This window comes from Brucella sp. BE17, from assembly GCF_039545455.1.
GTDB lineage: Bacteria > Pseudomonadota > Alphaproteobacteria > Rhizobiales > Rhizobiaceae > Brucella.
On record NZ_CP154468.1, the window covers coordinates 576,600 to 592,089 of the forward strand.

Below are 15,490 nucleotides of genomic sequence, written 5' to 3' on the forward strand. Positions count from 1 at the left end.
CTCGACTGGTAGCCGCCGCCTTTATCGTGGAATTCGTGAATGCTCGTGCCGTTTCTCATTATGTTTCGTGAAGGCGTGGAAGCAGCGCTGATCGTCGGAATTATCGCAAGCTATCTTCATCAGACTGGACGCAGCGCCTGGATGCCCGTTGTGTGGATTGGCGTTCTTCTGGCGCTCGCCATGTCGCTGGCCGTTGGTGCCATTCTCCAGCTTGTCAGCGCTGAATTTCCGCAAAAAGCCCAGGAATTGTTTGAGGCAATTATCGGGTTGATCGCCGTTTGCGTGCTCACCTCCATGGTTTTCTGGATGCGTAAGGTCGCCCGCTCCATAAAATCGGAGTTGCATCATTCCATCGATGCCGCCTTTGAAACGCCTACCCATAAAGGGTTTGGGCTTATTGTGATGGTGTTCTTTGCCGTCGCGCGGGAAGGGCTGGAATCGGTATTCTTCCTGCTCGCAGCCTTTCAGCAGAGCGAGGGTGCTGCTGCACCGCTGGGCGCGCTTTCGGGCGTCATACTGGCTGCATTCGTCGGCTATGGCGTCTATAAGGGTGGGCTTAAACTCAATCTGCGCCGCTTCTTTCGCTGGACAGGTATTTTCATCCTGTTCGTCGCGGCCGGCATTCTGGCCAATTCCGTGATGGCGCTGCATGAAGCAGGTGTCTGGAACCACCTTCAGGGCGTGGTTTTTGATGCGAGCGACCGGCTTCCGCTTGATAGCCTGCTTGGCTCGGTTCTCTCCGGCATGCTCGGTTATATCGCAACGCCGACATGGAGCGAAGTGATTGCTTATCTCGCTTTCCTTATTCCTGCACTCGCGTTTTTCCTGATGCCGCAGTCCGCCCAACAAGCGGCACAGACAAAGAGTTCGTCATGACAAAATCAGCCGCTCCCTTTTCCCGCAATCTCATCCGCATTGTGCTGGTACTGGCGGTGCTTCTGCTGATATCCGCGGGGGCTGCATTCTATTACGCCTCGCAGCTTTCGGACAAAGCCCGTCACACAGGTGCGCAAGCCAGTATCGAGGTTGTGATTAACGCCAAAAGTTGCGAGCCGAATGAACTGACGGTCCCTGCCGGGCGCACGGTGTTTGAAATCGTCAACAAGTCCGACCGCACGGTGGAGTGGGAAATTCTCGACGGCGTGATGGTGCTAGAGGAGCGCGAAAACATCGCGCCCGGTTTCCGCCAGACGCTCGGCGCGAAGCTTTCCCCCGGTGAATATCAGATTACTTGCGGACTTTTATCCAATCCGCGCGGCAAGCTCATCGTCACGTCGACGGCTGAAAGTGAGGCCGAAAAAGGCAAGCTACCGCTGACGGCTTTCCTTGGCGCGCTTGCCGAATACCAGATTTATCTTGGTGCAGAGGTGGTTGAATTCCAGAAGGCAACAGCAACGCTTTCCGATGCAATTGCAAGCGGTGATATCAACGCGGCGCGGTTGGCCTACGCTCCGGCGCGTGCAGCCTATGCGCGCATTGCGCCGGTCACCGAATCCTTCTCCGATCTCGATACGGCGATCAATGCCCGTGCCGACTATTTTGAAAAGCGCGAGCAGGATGCAGGCTTCGGGGGTCTGCATCGTATCGAATATGCGTTGTTCGAAACGAGAAGCATGGACGGACTTGAAAAGATTGCTGCAAAACTCGTGGGCGATGCGGGTGCTCTCAAAGATCGCATCCGCAGCCTCCGCATTTCACCCGATCGGCTGATCGGCGGCACGGCCTCCGCGCTCAACCGCTTTGCCGCAACAGCGGGCGATAGTGGCGAAGATCGCTATGCCCACACAGATTTGCAGGCCTTGGTTGGATTGTTGCAGGGATCGATCAAGACGGCTGACGTACTGCGCCCGGTCGTGACCAAAGTTATTCCCGATGCTTTCAAGAACATCGACGACGAAGCTTCGTCATTGCAGGCGCTCGTAACGCAGTTTGGGTCCAAATCCTATGACAGCCTTTCGGCTGAGGAGAAGACAAAGATCACGGACGGCGTTTCGTCCTTCGCTGCCCAATTCACAAAACTCCGCGATCAACTGGGAGTGGATTGATGCCTCGTAAATTTCTCAAGTCTCGTTTTGACGATCAGCGGCCCGCATCTCCGATGCGCCGCGCGTTCCTGCTGGGGGCAGGGGCAACAGGACTTGCCGGTGCATTTGCTAGTGCGCAGCACGAAGCCTATGCGCTTTCGCCCGAAAACGTGACTGATGCGCCGCAAAGCGATAAACTCCATGAAAGCCAACCCTTTTATGGGCAATATCAGCCCGGCATCGTGACGCCACGACCGGCGGCGGGCCTTGTTGCGTCCTTTGATGTGCTGGCGCGTGACCGCACAGAGCTTGAACGCATGTTCAGGCTTTTGACAGAACGCACAGCGTTTCTGATGCAGGGCGGCGAGCCGCCGCAGCTTGATCCCAAATTTCCGCCAGCCGATTCCGGTATTCTGGGCCCTAAGGTGACACCCGACAATCTGACCTTGACGGTGGCGCTCGGCGTTTCGCTGTTTGATGATCGTTTTGGATTAAAGGCTTATAAGCCCAAGCAGCTTCAGCGCATGGTGCGGTTTCCCAATGATGCGCTTCAGAAAGAACTCTGCCATGGCGATCTGGCGATACAGTTCTGTTCCAATACGCCCGACACAAATATTCACGCGCTGCGCGACATCATGAAGAATATGCCCGATTTGCTGATGGTGCGGTGGAAACAGGAAGGCACCGTACCGGTGCAGCCGCCGCATTCGGAAAAAGCCAAGGAAAGCGCACGCAATTTCCTTGGCTTTCGCGATGGTTCGGCCAATCCTGATTCCAGCGATGACGCGCTGATGAAGCGCATCTTGTGGGTGCAGCCGCACAATGGTGAACCCGAATGGGCGATCAACGGCAGCTATATGGCTGTGCGCATCATCCGCAATTTTGTCGAGCGCTGGGATCGCACGCCGTTGCAGGAGCAGGAGACGATTTTCGGACGCCGCAAGGATAGCGGCGCGCCTTTCGACGGCAATACCGAGACCGATGTTCCTGATTATACCGAGGATAGCGACGGCAAGGTCACGCGGATGGATTCGCACATCCGTCTGGCCAATCCGCGGGATGCGACGGAGGAGCAGCACCTGATCCTGCGCCGCCCGTTCAATTATTCCAACGGCGTCACCAAGTCCGGCCAGCTCGATATGGGGCTATTGTTTATCGCCTGGCAGGCTGATCTCGAAAATGGGTTCATCACCGTGCAGAAGCGCCTCGATGGCGAACCGCTGGAGGAATATATCAAGCCCATTGGTGGCGGCTATTTCTTCGCTCTGCCGGGAGTTGCGGACGACAAGGATTATTACGCGCGCGCGCTTCTTGCCGCAAGCAAGCCGCAGGATGCGCGTGGCTAAAATGTTCACAAAGGAGAGGCTAACCATGAACTATCGTCTGCCATTGCTTGCATCGGCCTGTGCCGTTGCACTTTCCCTGAGTTTCGGTACGGCACGTGCCGAGGTTTCGCCGCTGGATCTCGTCCAGCCGATCGCCGACTATAAGATCTATGTACAGGAAAATCTTGATATCCTGGTCAAGGATACCAAGGCCTTCACCGATGCCATCAAGGCTGGCGATCTGGAAAAGGCCAAAGAGCTTTATCCGTCTTCGCGTGTTTCCTATGAAAAGATCGAGCCGCTGGCAGAGCTTTTCGCCGATCTCGATGCGGCTATCGACAGCCGCGCCGATGACCATGAAAATGGCGAAGAATCGGATGATTTCACCGGCTTTCACCGTCTTGAATATGGTCTTTTCGCGCAGAACTCGACCGAAGGCCTTGATCAATATGCCGACAAACTCTATGCGGATGTGGTTGAGCTGCAAAAGCGCATCAAGGATCTGACGGTTCCACCGGAAAAGGTTGTGGGCGGTGCGGCAGCCCTTCTTGAAGAAGTGGCAGCAACCAAGATTTCCGGTGAGGAAGACCGCTACAGCCACACCGATCTCTGGGATTTCCAGGCCAATGTCGATGGTGCCCAGAAGATCGTCGAGCTGTTCAAACCGCTGGTCGAAAAAGAAAAGCCGGGCCTGATTGCAAAGGTCGATGAGAATTTCAAGACCGTCAATGATATTCTTGCAAAGTACAAGAAGGGTGACGGCTATGAATCCTACGACAAGCTGACGGAAGATGACCGTAAGGCGCTGGCAGGGCCGGTGACGACTTTGGCCGAAGACCTTTCGACACTGCGCGGTGTTCTAGGCCTCAACTGATCTTTAAAAAGAACATCGTAAATGGCGGGAAAAGCCCGCCATTTTCATGTGATGGCACCGGGATACACCCGCACCGGGCGGTTGTCCTTGACCGATTCCATGACAACAAAAGTCGAAGTGCTGGCTACATTGGGAAGACTTGAAATCTTTTCGCCCAGCACTTCGCGGTAGCGGCGGATGTCGTGAGTTCGCACCTTCAAAAGATAGTCGAACGAGCTTGCGATCATGTGGCACTCCTCCACCTCGCGCAGTTTGCGAACCGCGACATTGAAGGCAGTGAGTGCTGCCTCTCTAGTGTCGGACAGTTTTACGGTCGTAAATGCGATATGATCGAGGCCAAGCTTTTCGGGATCGATTGCCGCGCGAAAGCCCAGAATATAGCCTTCATCTACCAGTTTTTTCAGCCGTGACTGACATGGCGTCTTTGAAAGGCCGACCTTTTTCGACAGTTCAGTCACCGCAATACGACCGTCTTCACTCAGGACTTCCAGAATGCGACGATCGAATTGATCCAGTTTACCCGTAGGCTCCGGCTTTTTCATCCATAATGCCTTTCACTCGGCTTAGAATAAGATCATTTTTCCTTTATATGGACCTAATAAAGGCAGAATGCAATTTGGCTCAGTGGTAGTGTACTTGCTACAAAGTGGAGGATCGGGGAGGATGTGCCCGGATCTCGCTTACCAGACCTCCTTAGTTGTGAGATGTGCACTATGATCGACAAAATTCCCGCGCCGGCCGATACGGTATTCCAGGATTTTGCGCCGCCGATCCGCGCGCAAAGCCCGCTTCGTAAAGCGATTACCGCCGCGTACCGCAAGCCGGAGAGCGAATGCGTTTCAGCGCTCATCGAACAGGCAACCCTGCCGGAAGCCACAGCCAAAGACATCCGCGCCACGGCGCGCAAGCTGATAGAGGCATTGCGCGCCAAGCATAAGGGGTCGGGCGTCGAAGGTTTGGTACATGAATATTCCCTGTCGAGTGAGGAAGGTGTGGCGCTGATGTGTCTCGCCGAAGCACTTCTGCGCATTCCCGACAGGGCGACGCGTGATGCGCTGATCCGCGACAAGATCTCGAATGGCAACTGGAAATCGCATATCGGCGGCGGTCGTTCATTGTTTGTCAACGCTGCCACATGGGGGCTGGTTGTCACTGGCAAGCTCACGAACACCGTCAATGATAACGGGCTTTCGGCAGCGTTGACGCGACTGATTGCACGTTGCGGCGAGCCGGTCATCCGGCGCGGTGTCGATATGGCCATGCGTATGATGGGCGAACAATTCGTCACCGGCGAAACCATCGATGAGGCGCTGAAACGCGCCAAGGCTCTGGAAGAGCGTGGCTTTCGCTATTCCTATGACATGCTGGGCGAGGCGGCGACCACGGCTGCAGACGCCGAGCGCTATTATCGCGATTACGAAGTGGCCATTCATGCCATCGGACGCGCATCGGCGGGCCGGGGTATTTATGACGGTCCGGGCATTTCCATCAAGCTTTCAGCCCTGCATCCGCGTTATGTTCGTGCGCAAAGCGAACGCGTTGTGGACGAATTGCTGCCCAAGGTGAAGGCGCTCGCGGCCCTTGCCAAGAAATATGATATAGGTCTCAATATTGACGCCGAAGAAGCTGACCGGCTTGAACTCTCACTCGATCTGTTGCAGAACCTTTGTGAAGATCCTGATCTAAGCAATTGGGAAGGCATCGGTTTTGTGGTGCAGGCCTATGGCAAGCGCTGCCCTTTCGTGCTCGATTTCATCATAGATATGGCGCGGCGCACCAAACGCCGCGTCATGGTACGACTGGTCAAGGGCGCTTACTGGGATGCAGAGATCAAGCGTGCACAGGTGGATGGGCTGGACGATTTTCCGGTCTATACGCGTAAAGTGCATACCGACATTTCCTATATCGCCTGCGCGCGCAAGCTCTTGGCGGCAACTGATGCCGTCTTTCCGCAATTTGCCACCCACAATGCGCAGACATTGGCGACCATCTATCATCTGGCCGGTCCCGCTTTTAAAACCGGAAAATTCGAGTTCCAGTGCCTGCATGGTATGGGCGAGCCGCTTTATGATGAGGTGGTGGGGCCGCAAAAGCTTGGCCGTCCGGCGCGTATATATGCACCCGTCGGTACGCATGAAACGCTGCTTGCTTATCTCGTGCGGCGTTTACTTGAAAACGGTGCCAATTCCTCCTTTGTTCACCGGATTGGCGATGAAGGCGTTTCGGTCGATGAACTGGTGGCCGATCCAGTCGACGTAGTGCGCTCCATGGCCGTGGTAGGGGCCGTTCACGACCAGATTTCGCTGCCAAAGGACCTTTATGGTGCAAGGCGCAATTCGTCTGGTTTTGATCTTTCCAATGAGGAGACGCTTGCCAGTTTAAGCGCGGTTTTGAAAGCCAGCGCTGCACGCAAATGGAGTGCAACGCCTGAGGTGGCGGGCGCGAAAGTGAAGGGCGAAAGCCGACCGGTTCTCAACCCTGGCGACCATTCCGATGTGGTTGGTACAGTAACTGAAATTGCCGAAGGTGATGTGACAAAGGCCATGAGTGCTTCGGCCAAGGCCGTGGCAAGCTGGTCTGCGACACCGGCTGTTTCCCGCGCTGAATGTCTGGAGCGGGCCGCTGACATCATGCAGCGTGATATGCCGGAGCTGCTTGGTCTCGTGATGCGCGAAGCAGGAAAATCCATGCCCAACGCCATTGCAGAAGTACGCGAAGCCATCGATTTCCTGCGCTACTATGCGGAGCAGACGCGGCGCACGTTGGGCGTTGGTCACAAGCCGCTTGGTCCTGTCGTTTGCATCAGCCCGTGGAATTTCCCGCTGGCAATTTTCACCGGCCAGATCGCGGCGGCCCTCGTTGCGGGCAATCCGGTTCTTGCAAAGCCCGCCGAGGAAACCCCGCTCATTGCAGCACAGGGTGTGCGCATTCTGCACGAGGCGGGCATTCCGCTGGAAGCCTTGCAGCTTCTGCCAGGGGATGGACGGATCGGTGCGGCCCTTGTCGCAGCGCCTGAAACCTGCGGCGTGATGTTTACAGGCTCGACCGATGTGGCGCGGCTTATTCAGGCACAGCTGGCCGAACGTCTGCTGCCCAATGGCAAGCCGATCCCGCTGATTGCCGAAACCGGTGGTCAGAACGCGATGATCGTCGATTCATCCGCACTCGCCGAACAGGTGGTGTTCGATGTGATCGGATCCGCCTTTGACAGTGCCGGACAGCGCTGCTCGGCATTGCGCGTGCTTTGCCTTCAGGAAGAAGTGGCGGACCGGATTCTTTCGATGCTGAAAGGTGCGTTGCGCGAATTGTCCATTGGCCGCACCGATCAGCTCAAGGTCGATATCGGTCCAGTCATCACGGGCGAAGCAAAAACGATCATCGAAAAGCATGTTGCCGCCATGCGTGAACTTGGCCGCAAGGTCGAGCAGTTACCGCTTCCAGATGATTGCAGCACGGGCACCTTCGTTGCTCCGACGATCATCGAGATTGAAAAGCTTGCCGATCTCAAGCGCGAAGTGTTCGGCCCGGTCCTGCATGTGGTGCGCTACAAGCGTGACGATATGGAACGGCTGATCGACGATATCAATGCCACTGGCTACGGTCTGACCTTTGGGCTGCATACGCGCCTTGATGAAACCATTGCAGCCGTGACAGGACGCATTCGGGTTGGCAATATCTATATCAATCGTAACGTGATTGGTGCGGTCGTCGGCGTACAGCCCTTTGGCGGTCGCGGACTGTCGGGTACGGGTCCGAAGGCGGGTGGGCCGCTTTATCTTGGACGACTGGTCGAGACCGCACCCATCCCCCCACGCCATGCATCGGTGCATATCGACGGCGGGCTGAAAGATTTCGCAAAATGGCTTGGCAATCGCGGCATGAACGCTCTGGCGCAGGCCGCGCGTGAAACCGGAAGCATTTCGGCGCTCGGTCTTGATATCGAGCTTGTCGGTCCTGTTGGTGAGCGCAATCTCTATGCGCTGCATCCACGCGGACGCGTGCTTCTGGTGCCCGAAAGCGAAACCGGGCTTTACAGACAGTTGATCGCAGCCCTTGCGACCGGCAATGAAGTGGCAATCGACGACGCCTGCGGTCTTAAGGACAGTCTCAAGGGGCTTCCGGCGAGCCTTGGCAACCGTATCGTGTGGAGCACGGACTGGGCAGCGGATGCGCCTTTTGCCGGTGCCTTGATCGAGGGGGAGGCTGACCGTATCAAGGCGATCAATGGCAAGATTGCTGGTCTTCCCGGGCCGCTGGTGCTGGTACAGGCGGCATCGTCTGAAGAACTGGCAACACGCGATGATGCCTATTGCCTCAACTGGTTGCTGGAGGAGGTCTCAACCTCGATCAACACCACGGCTGCTGGCGGTAATGCCAGCCTGATGGCAATCGGCTGATTTCGGTTTGCCTTTTCCGCAATCGACTGCGATATCGGGACATGGCTTACGAAATCGACAACCTGCCGCTCCAAGACCTAATGCTGCCGATAAGTAGGGCGACGGCAGCACTCACCCGGCTCGACGAGCGACTTGGTCGCTCGCCGGTGGGCGTTGGCATGGTACAACGTCTACACATGCAGGATGCAATTGCATCCATGTGGCTTGACGGTGAGTTGGTGCATCTGGAGGATCTGGTTCTCCATGACGCTCTGATGGATAGTCGGACGCCGAGCCATGCCCTGACGCTCGCGCATGCGGTTCTGCGGATGCGTCGACAGATTGCCGGACGCCGCGCGAACTGGGCAATGAGTGATACAGGTCTAAGCCAGTTATTGGGCATAGACCCAACCACGCCTGTTGCGCCGGAGCCGGAGCCATACATAGCAAGCAGTGAGGAAGGAGATCCACTCGCAGTGGGGGACCCGCTGCTTGACGATATAGATGCGCTGCTGGCGCGCACCGACGCGCTTTTGACGGGCAAGGTTGCGGCTAGAAAGCAGGAACCCGCACGCGCGTCCCTGATTTACGAGGATGGCTGGGAGGAAGATGAGCGCTTGAAAGAATGGCGCGCCTGTTTTGACGCAACCGACCGTCTGCCATCTCTTCTGCGTGCAGCAATCATGCATGACGCGTGGTTTTCAATGGAGGTTGTCCAGCGTTCACCGTGGATCGGCAGGCTTCTGACCGCCGCATTCCTGCGCGAAGCGGGCGTAGGCCTCAACCATTTGCCGACGATAAGTCTGGGGCTTCGTAACAAAAGGCCGGACGAACGCCGCTCGCCCAACCGGCTTATCCGTTTGAGGACGTTTTTTGCATCAATTGAAGAAGCAGCCGAAGCCGGTATGAAAGAACACGACCGGCTGATGCTGGCGCGCGAACAGATGCAGCGCAAGCTGAAAGGCCGCAGGTCAAATTCGCGCCTGCCGCAACTGATGGAAATGGTGTTGGCGAACCCACTGGTCTCAAGCCAGATGGTGGAGAAGCAATTGCAGGTCACTGGCCCCGGCGCATTGAAGCTTATCGGCGACCTTAATTTGCGCGAGATTACCGGGCGCGGGCGTTTTCGCGCCTGGGGTATTTTATAGAGTATTGTCCATGCAATGATCGCGAAGGTGTTCAGCAAAAAGCTGGAATTCCTTGCGCCGTGCTGCATTGCTGCGCCATGCGAGAACCAGTGAACGTGAATTATTATTGCCCTCATAGGGAATGAGGCTCAAATCGGTGCCGCGCGTGACGCCAGCCTTGATGGCAAGGTTCGGCAGCAGGGTGACGCCCATTCCGAACTGTACCAGTTGCACCAGTGTTGTGATGCTGGTGGCATGTACGTCGCTACCCGATTGTGTCGGTTGTGATCCAATGGCCGCCATGACGTGCTCGCGCAGACAGTGGCCGGATTCGAGAAGAAGGACAGGCTGATCTGCGAGGTCGCTTGCATCTATATGGGCGCGGTTGGCCAGCGCGTGATCACGGCGCACGGCAAGGAAGAACGGGTCCTCGCCGATCTCTGCTATTTCAAAATCATGAAGATCATAAGGATGGGCGACGAGCGCAACATCGAGTGACCCTGAACGCAGGTTGTCGAGCAGCATTCGCGTCAATCCCTCGCGGACGCTCAATTGCAGTTCGGGAAAAAGCTGTGCGGTCTCCGGCAGGACTTTCGGCAGCAGAAAGGGTGCTATGGAGGGAATGACACCAAGGCGCAGCCGGGTGGTCAATGGTCGTTGCGCCTGTTGCGCCTGTTCCGGTAGTTCTTCGATCAGGGCCACGATATTACGCGCGCGCGCCAAAAAATCCTCGCCCGCCGGCAATAATTGCATGCGCCTGCCGGTTCGGTCGATGAGCGTTACGCCCAGTTCCGCTTCCAACGCCTGGATGGCGGCACTGAGCGTCGATTGCGTGACACCGACCGCTTCTGCGGCTCTCGAAAAAGAACCCGCTTGTACCAGTGAGAGAAAATAATGGAGTTGACGCACGCTGATATTAAGCATGGAATTATACAGGCCTCTTATCGTTAAAAACGATACCAATGATCGTAATAATCGCTTTGACCGATGAGTACAACAGGAGTATACAGGACTCGCAAGCAGAAATTTCTGAAAGTTTTGAATTTTCTGCATAAAACGAGATTTACAGGCAGGTACAAGATGCTCGGTATTGGCGACAAGCTCCCCTCTTTCACGGTTACAGGTGTGAAGCCTGGTTTTAATCACCATGAAGAAAACGGCGTTTCTGCCTTCGAGGAACTGACAGAACGAAGCTTCGACGGCAAGTGGAAGATCATCTTCTTCTACCCGAAGGATTTCACTTTTGTGTGCCCGACGGAAATCGCTGAATTCGCGCGCCTGGCTTCGGATTTCGAAGACCGTGATGCCGTCGTTCTTGGCGGTTCCACCGATAATGAATTCGTCAAGCTTGCATGGCGCCGTGATCACAAGGACCTCGACAAGCTGCCGATCTGGTCGTTCGCCGACACCAACGGTTCGCTGGTCGACGGCCTGGGCGTGCGTTCGCCGGATGGCGTCGCTTACCGCTACACTTTCGTGGTCGATCCCGACAACACGATCCAGCACGTTTATGCGACCAACCTCAATGTCGGTCGCGCACCGAAGGATACGCTGCGCGTTCTTGATGCGCTTCAGACCGACGAGCTTTGCCCTTGCAACCGCGAAGTCGGTGGCGAGACACTCAAGGCCGCTTGATCGCTTTTACGGTTTGACACAAAGGCGGGTTTGATCCCGCCTTTCTTTTATCTACAATTCATACAAGAGGGTTCCATGTCGATCGATGATCTGAAGTCAAAAATCCCGGATTTCGCCAAGGATGTCCGTCTCAACCTGTCGTCAATGGCCAGCGATGAAACGCTGACCCCGCAGCAGAAATATGGCTTGTTCGTGGCCTGTGCCATTGCCGCGCGCAATGATGATCTGCGCAAGGCGCTTGTTGCCGAAGCCGCTTCCAAGGTTGATGTCTCGGTCATTCAGGCCGCAAAGGCTGCAGCCTCCATCATGGGCATGAACAATATTTATTATCGCTTCGTGCATCTTGCCTCCAACAAAGAATACCGCACCATGCCGGCCAAGCTGCGCATGAACGTGATCGGCAATCCGGGCGTGGACAAGATCGATTTCGAACTCTGGTCGCTGGCGGTTTCCGCCATCAACGGCTGTGGGATGTGCATCGATGCGCATGAAGACGTGCTGCGCAAGGCCAATGTGACGAGCGAAGTCATTCAGACGGCGGTGCGCTTCGCCTCGATAATACAGTCGGTGGCGATTGCGCTGGAAGCTGCTGACACGGAATGACATTCCCATGAACTGAACAAGAAAAGCCCGCGGGAATTGCTTCCCGCGGGCTTTTTCTTTTGCGAACCGAGTTGCGTCTATCGTTCGCGCTGGAACGATAGGAACGCAAAGCCGACAAGCGAAACGGCTGCGGCGGTCATCATGTAGTAACCGACATAGTCGAAGCTATAATGGGTTGCGAGCCATGTCGCGATATAGGGCGCGACAGAAGCGCCGAGAATTCCAGCCAGATTGAAGGTCAGCGATGCGCCGGTATAGCGAACCGATGTCGGGAACGGACTGGCGAGTGCTGCGCCGATCGGACCATAGGTCATGCCCATCAGGCCAAAGCCAATGATAAGGAAAGCCAGGACACCAGCGGTGCCACCGGCAAAAAGCGGAGCCATGATCAGGCCATAGAGACCGATCGCAAGCGTGACCACAATCATCACTGGGCGCATGCCGTAACGGTCGGAAAGCAAGGCTGACACCGGAATGGTGAGGCCGAAGAAGATTACACCGATCATCTGAAGGATCAGGAATTCCTCGCGGCTATAGCCAAGCGCCCGCGTACCCCAGCCGAGCGAAAATACCGTCATGAGATAAAACAGCACGAAGGTCGCGACGGCGGCAATGGTGCCGAGAAAGAGATTGCGCTTGTGATCTTTGAAAAGTGTTGCGACGGGTACTTCGACGCGTTCAGCCTTGTCGATAGCCTTCTGGAATTCCGGTGTCTCGGCGATCTTCAGGCGGATAAACAGGCCGACAGCGACGAGTATCGCGCTGGCGACGAAAGGAATACGCCATCCAAAGAGGAAGAACTGATCTTCCGTGAGCGTTTCAGCCAGCACAAGAAAGATGCCGGTTGCCAGGATGAAGCCGACTGGCGCGCCGAGCTGCGGGAACATGCCGTACCAGGTACGCTTGCCTTTTGGCGCATTTTCAGTTGCAAGCAACACCGCGCCACCCCACTCTCCACCAAGGCCAAGCCCCTGTCCGAGACGGCAAAGCGCCAACAGCAGCGGCGCCCAGACACCGATGGACGCGTATGTCGGCAGGAAGCCGATGGCGACCGTCGAAATACCCATGGTCATGAGTGCAGCAACCAGCGTTGCCTTGCGGCCGATTTTGTCACCGAAATGGCCGAACAATGCACCACCAATAGGACGGGCAAAAAACGCAATCGCGAATGTGGCCAGCGACTGGAGCAATGCTGAGTTGCCATCGCTTGCCGGGAAGAAAAGATGCGGGAATACAATCACCGCAGCGGTGGCGTAAATATAAAAATCAAAGAATTCGATCGTGGTGCCGATCATGCTTGCGGCCAGAACGCGGCGCGCGGAATTTTTCTGCGGGATTACCGCTTGAGCGACAGTCATCTTTATATCCATTTTTTAAAGAGCTGCCTCAGTATGTCAGCCCAAACTGAGGGCTTCTTTAAAGCGTCACAATACGGAATCGCAAGCGGAAAAGGATTTTTACGTAATTTTATGAATGGGAAATTTTATCTTTCTAAAGAAAAGTAAAAAGGAATCTTATTCAGTCTCAGAAATGCCCGGCAACAGTGAACCTTTTGCTTTTCCCAGCGTTATGCTTCTTTAATAAATATTGGAGTTTAAAATAATAAATATTGGAGTTTAAAATGCGCAGACTGATTTTGAATGCAACAATCGTGTTTATTGCTACTGCGGCTCAGGCGCAGGGACTGACTGTCAAAATGTTTGAAGCGCTGCCGACGGGGCAGGGCAAGGTGCTCGGCACGATAGCGATCTCGCAGACACCAGACGGATTGAAATTTACGCCCGCACTTACGGGCATAAAGGTCGGCGAACATGGCTTCCATGTTCATCAGAACGGCAGCTGTGCACCGGGCGAAGAAGATGGGAAGACCGTTCCCGCCCATGCGGCAGGCGGGCATTATGACCCCGCAGAGACCAAAAGCCACCATGGCCCGGAAGGCGATGGCCATCTTGGCGACCTTCCATTGCTGAGGGCAGACGCTGACGGCAAGATTGAAACTTCGGTTGTCGCTCCGCATCTTAAATCGCTGGACGAGATTAAAGGACGTTCACTGATGATTCACGTTGGTGGCGACAATTATTCCGATGAACCTAAGCCGCTGGGCGGCGGCGGAGCGCGTCTTGCCTGCGGCGTGATTGAATAACGATCAGCCCCAGTTTTCAATACGAAGCTTGGAGCCGTCTGAAAACCGTGAAATGTGGAAAGGTGTCGGATCGACAATGGGCGTTTCACCACTCGCCATATCGGCGACAAGACGTCCTGCGCCCGGTCCGATGCCAAATCCATGACCGGAAAAACCGGTGGCGACAATCAGTCCTTCCGTGCCTGGCACCGGTGAGATGACCGGAATAATGTCGGGCATTGTGTCGATATAGCCTGCCCATTGCTGTGCGATGGTGGCGGATGCGAAAGCGGGAAACGCTTCTTTCAGTTTTGTGAGGATCGCCGCATTGGTGGGGCGATGCGGTTTTGGATCGAGTACGCGGATTTTTTCGAAAATCGAGATCTGATCAGCGGGGCGCAATTTCCATTGTAGCGCTTCCTCGAAGAATTGTTTTCCGAAGCGAAAGCGTAAAGAACGCCATTCCGATGAAAGCGAAGGAATGAAGTCGCGAAAAAACCGGAAATTGTCGGGTGCAATATCGGCGATGGAGCCGGTCAGGCTTGCAACCGTGTAACCGCCATCAAGCCTCTTGCGTAGAGCAAAGTCGGAAAAAGCGATTGCTGGTTCAACGCCGCCGTCAATGGGCGCTGTACGAAAGACCGAGGAGCGGACTTTGAGTTGCGGTAGCCGGGTTTCGAAGGCTGAGAGGATCAGCCTTGACCAAGCACCGCCTGCAACCACCACAGTATCGCATTTAACCGAACCCTTTTCGGTCAGGACTGCCGCAATCCGGCCATTGGTGGTTTCTATGTCGCGCACCGCACAGTTTTGTACGATGACGGCACCGTCTTGCTGAGCCTTGGCGGCAAAGGCCGGAACGGCTTTCTGCGGTTCGGCGCGACCGTCGAGCGGTGTCAGCATGCCGCCCACGAGACGGCGGGTGAGGCCGGGGGCGAGCTCTTGAATGTCATTTCCATTCAAAAGCCTCGTTTCAATACCATGGGCACGCGCAATTGCGATCCACTCCTCAAAGCGCGCCAGCTGTTCGGGCTTATCGGCAGCATAGGCGATGCCGGTTATGCGAAAGCCGGTTTCCCGGCCAGTCCGCTGGTTCATGCCTTCCCAGAGCCGCATGCTCTCATTGATCAGCGGCATTTCGCGACTGTCGCGTCCGGTGCGTCGGCACCAGCCCCAGTTGCGGCTCGACTGCTCACCTGCAATTTCGCCTTTTTCGAACAGCGCGACCGGAATGCCGCGTTCGGCCAGAAACAGCGCGGTGGAAACCCCAATGATGCCGCCGCCGATAATCGCGACCCGGGTTTCACGCGGCAGAACGTTCACTGTGGTGAGCTTGTCGGTGACCGGGCCCATATTGCTCTCCTGAAAGGTGGCTATGCTAAACGTAGTGACCATGCTCCGATT

Annotated in this window: 13 protein-coding genes; 9 read left to right on the forward strand and 4 right to left on the reverse strand. The window is 55.8% G+C overall.

Features of this window, described 5'->3' with window-relative positions; all coding sequences use genetic code 11:
• The first annotated feature begins 39 nt into the window (after positions 1 to 39).
• The 4 genes from efeU to efeO (AAIB41_RS14050) are packed head-to-tail and all read left to right on the forward strand — an operon-like array spanning position 40 to position 4,223.
• On the forward strand, positions 40 to 876 hold the full coding sequence (gene efeU, locus AAIB41_RS14035; protein WP_343315897.1) for an iron uptake transporter permease EfeU: 837 nt from the start codon (positions 40 to 42) through the stop codon (positions 874 to 876).
• Positions 873 to 2,045 carry an iron uptake system protein EfeO gene (efeO, locus tag AAIB41_RS14040; protein WP_343315898.1) on the forward strand — a complete coding sequence of 391 codons (1,173 nt, stop codon included), beginning with the start codon at positions 873 to 875 and terminating at the stop codon, positions 2,043 to 2,045. The genes efeU and efeO (AAIB41_RS14040) overlap by 4 nt, the downstream gene beginning before the upstream one ends.
• Positions 2,045 to 3,370 (forward strand): iron uptake transporter deferrochelatase/peroxidase subunit, encoded by a 1,326-nt coding sequence (gene efeB, locus AAIB41_RS14045; RefSeq protein WP_343315899.1) that lies wholly within the window; start codon positions 2,045 to 2,047, stop codon positions 3,368 to 3,370. Before efeO (AAIB41_RS14040) ends, efeB begins: the two co-directional genes overlap by 1 nt.
• Before the next feature lie 25 nt (positions 3,371 to 3,395).
• Positions 3,396 to 4,223 (forward strand): iron uptake system protein EfeO, encoded by an 828-nt coding sequence (gene efeO, locus AAIB41_RS14050; RefSeq protein WP_343315900.1) that lies wholly within the window; start codon positions 3,396 to 3,398, stop codon positions 4,221 to 4,223.
• Between the two features lie 44 nt (positions 4,224 to 4,267).
• Here efeO (AAIB41_RS14050) and AAIB41_RS14055 read toward each other — a convergent pair whose 3' ends face one another.
• Positions 4,268 to 4,765, reverse strand: a complete 498-nt coding sequence (locus tag AAIB41_RS14055; RefSeq protein ID WP_343315901.1) for an Lrp/AsnC ligand binding domain-containing protein — start codon at positions 4,763 to 4,765, stop codon at positions 4,268 to 4,270.
• A 171-nt stretch (positions 4,766 to 4,936) separates the two neighbouring features.
• On the opposite strand from AAIB41_RS14055, the gene putA reads away from it, so the two are divergent.
• On the forward strand, positions 4,937 to 8,620 hold the full coding sequence (gene putA / locus AAIB41_RS14060) for a trifunctional transcriptional regulator/proline dehydrogenase/L-glutamate gamma-semialdehyde dehydrogenase (RefSeq protein WP_343315902.1): 3,684 nt from the start codon (positions 4,937 to 4,939) through the stop codon (positions 8,618 to 8,620).
• Between the two features lie 41 nt (positions 8,621 to 8,661).
• A complete protein-coding gene (locus AAIB41_RS14065; protein ID WP_343315903.1) occupies positions 8,662 to 9,747 on the forward strand; it encodes an RHE_PE00001 family protein in 1,086 nt (361 codons plus the stop codon).
• On the opposite strand, the gene AAIB41_RS14070 is transcribed toward AAIB41_RS14065, so the two are convergent.
• Complete coding sequence (locus AAIB41_RS14070; RefSeq protein ID WP_343315904.1) at positions 9,742 to 10,650, reverse strand: hydrogen peroxide-inducible genes activator; 909 nt, start codon at positions 10,648 to 10,650, stop codon at positions 9,742 to 9,744. The two genes, AAIB41_RS14065 and AAIB41_RS14070, sit on opposite strands and share 6 nt — an antisense overlap.
• 156 nt (positions 10,651 to 10,806) lie before the next feature.
• Between AAIB41_RS14070 and AAIB41_RS14075 the strand changes: the two genes are divergently transcribed.
• Positions 10,807 to 11,361 (forward strand): peroxiredoxin, encoded by a 555-nt coding sequence (locus AAIB41_RS14075; RefSeq protein ID WP_343315905.1) that lies wholly within the window; start codon positions 10,807 to 10,809, stop codon positions 11,359 to 11,361.
• A gap of 75 nt (positions 11,362 to 11,436) precedes the next feature.
• Positions 11,437 to 11,964 (forward strand): carboxymuconolactone decarboxylase family protein, encoded by a 528-nt coding sequence (locus tag AAIB41_RS14080; RefSeq protein ID WP_343315906.1) that lies wholly within the window; start codon positions 11,437 to 11,439, stop codon positions 11,962 to 11,964.
• 77 nt (positions 11,965 to 12,041) lie between these two features.
• Here AAIB41_RS14080 and AAIB41_RS14085 read toward each other — a convergent pair whose 3' ends face one another.
• Positions 12,042 to 13,322, reverse strand: coding sequence for an MFS transporter (locus tag AAIB41_RS14085; protein WP_343315907.1), 1,281 nt, complete (start codon positions 13,320 to 13,322; stop codon positions 12,042 to 12,044).
• A gap of 263 nt (positions 13,323 to 13,585) precedes the next feature.
• Between AAIB41_RS14085 and sodC the strand changes: the two genes are divergently transcribed.
• On the forward strand, positions 13,586 to 14,107 hold the full coding sequence (sodC, locus tag AAIB41_RS14090) for a superoxide dismutase [Cu-Zn] SodC (RefSeq protein ID WP_343315908.1): 522 nt from the start codon (positions 13,586 to 13,588) through the stop codon (positions 14,105 to 14,107).
• A gap of 3 nt (positions 14,108 to 14,110) precedes the next feature.
• On the opposite strand, the gene AAIB41_RS14095 is transcribed toward sodC, so the two are convergent.
• Complete coding sequence (locus AAIB41_RS14095) at positions 14,111 to 15,439, reverse strand: FAD-binding oxidoreductase (RefSeq protein ID WP_343315909.1); 1,329 nt, start codon at positions 15,437 to 15,439, stop codon at positions 14,111 to 14,113.
• Positions 15,440 to 15,490: the final 51 nt, after the last annotated feature.

What these genes read in the sequence shown, in the direction of transcription:
- AAIB41_RS14080 (WP_343315906.1), top strand. Translation starts at nt 11,437, where the DNA reads ATGTCGATCGATGATCTGAAGTCAAAAATCCCGGATTTCGCCAAGGAT.
- AAIB41_RS14085 (WP_343315907.1), bottom strand. Translation starts at nt 13,322, where the DNA reads ATGACTGTCGCTCAAGCGGTAATCCCGCAGAAAAATTCCGCGCGCCGC.
- putA (WP_343315902.1), top strand. Translation starts at nt 4,937, where the DNA reads ATGATCGACAAAATTCCCGCGCCGGCCGATACGGTATTCCAGGATTTT.
- AAIB41_RS14075 (WP_343315905.1), top strand. Translation starts at nt 10,807, where the DNA reads ATGCTCGGTATTGGCGACAAGCTCCCCTCTTTCACGGTTACAGGTGTG.
- AAIB41_RS14065 (WP_343315903.1), top strand. Translation starts at nt 8,662, where the DNA reads ATGGCTTACGAAATCGACAACCTGCCGCTCCAAGACCTAATGCTGCCG.
- efeO (WP_343315898.1), top strand. Translation starts at nt 873, where the DNA reads ATGACAAAATCAGCCGCTCCCTTTTCCCGCAATCTCATCCGCATTGTG.
- efeU (WP_343315897.1), top strand. Translation starts at nt 40, where the DNA reads ATGCTCGTGCCGTTTCTCATTATGTTTCGTGAAGGCGTGGAAGCAGCG.
- sodC (WP_343315908.1), top strand. Translation starts at nt 13,586, where the DNA reads ATGCGCAGACTGATTTTGAATGCAACAATCGTGTTTATTGCTACTGCG.
- AAIB41_RS14055 (WP_343315901.1), bottom strand. Translation starts at nt 4,765, where the DNA reads ATGAAAAAGCCGGAGCCTACGGGTAAACTGGATCAATTCGATCGTCGC.
- efeB (WP_343315899.1), top strand. Translation starts at nt 2,045, where the DNA reads ATGCCTCGTAAATTTCTCAAGTCTCGTTTTGACGATCAGCGGCCCGCA.
- AAIB41_RS14070 (WP_343315904.1), bottom strand. Translation starts at nt 10,650, where the DNA reads ATGCTTAATATCAGCGTGCGTCAACTCCATTATTTTCTCTCACTGGTA.
- efeO (WP_343315900.1), top strand. Translation starts at nt 3,396, where the DNA reads ATGAACTATCGTCTGCCATTGCTTGCATCGGCCTGTGCCGTTGCACTT.
- AAIB41_RS14095 (WP_343315909.1), bottom strand. Translation starts at nt 15,439, where the DNA reads ATGGGCCCGGTCACCGACAAGCTCACCACAGTGAACGTTCTGCCGCGT.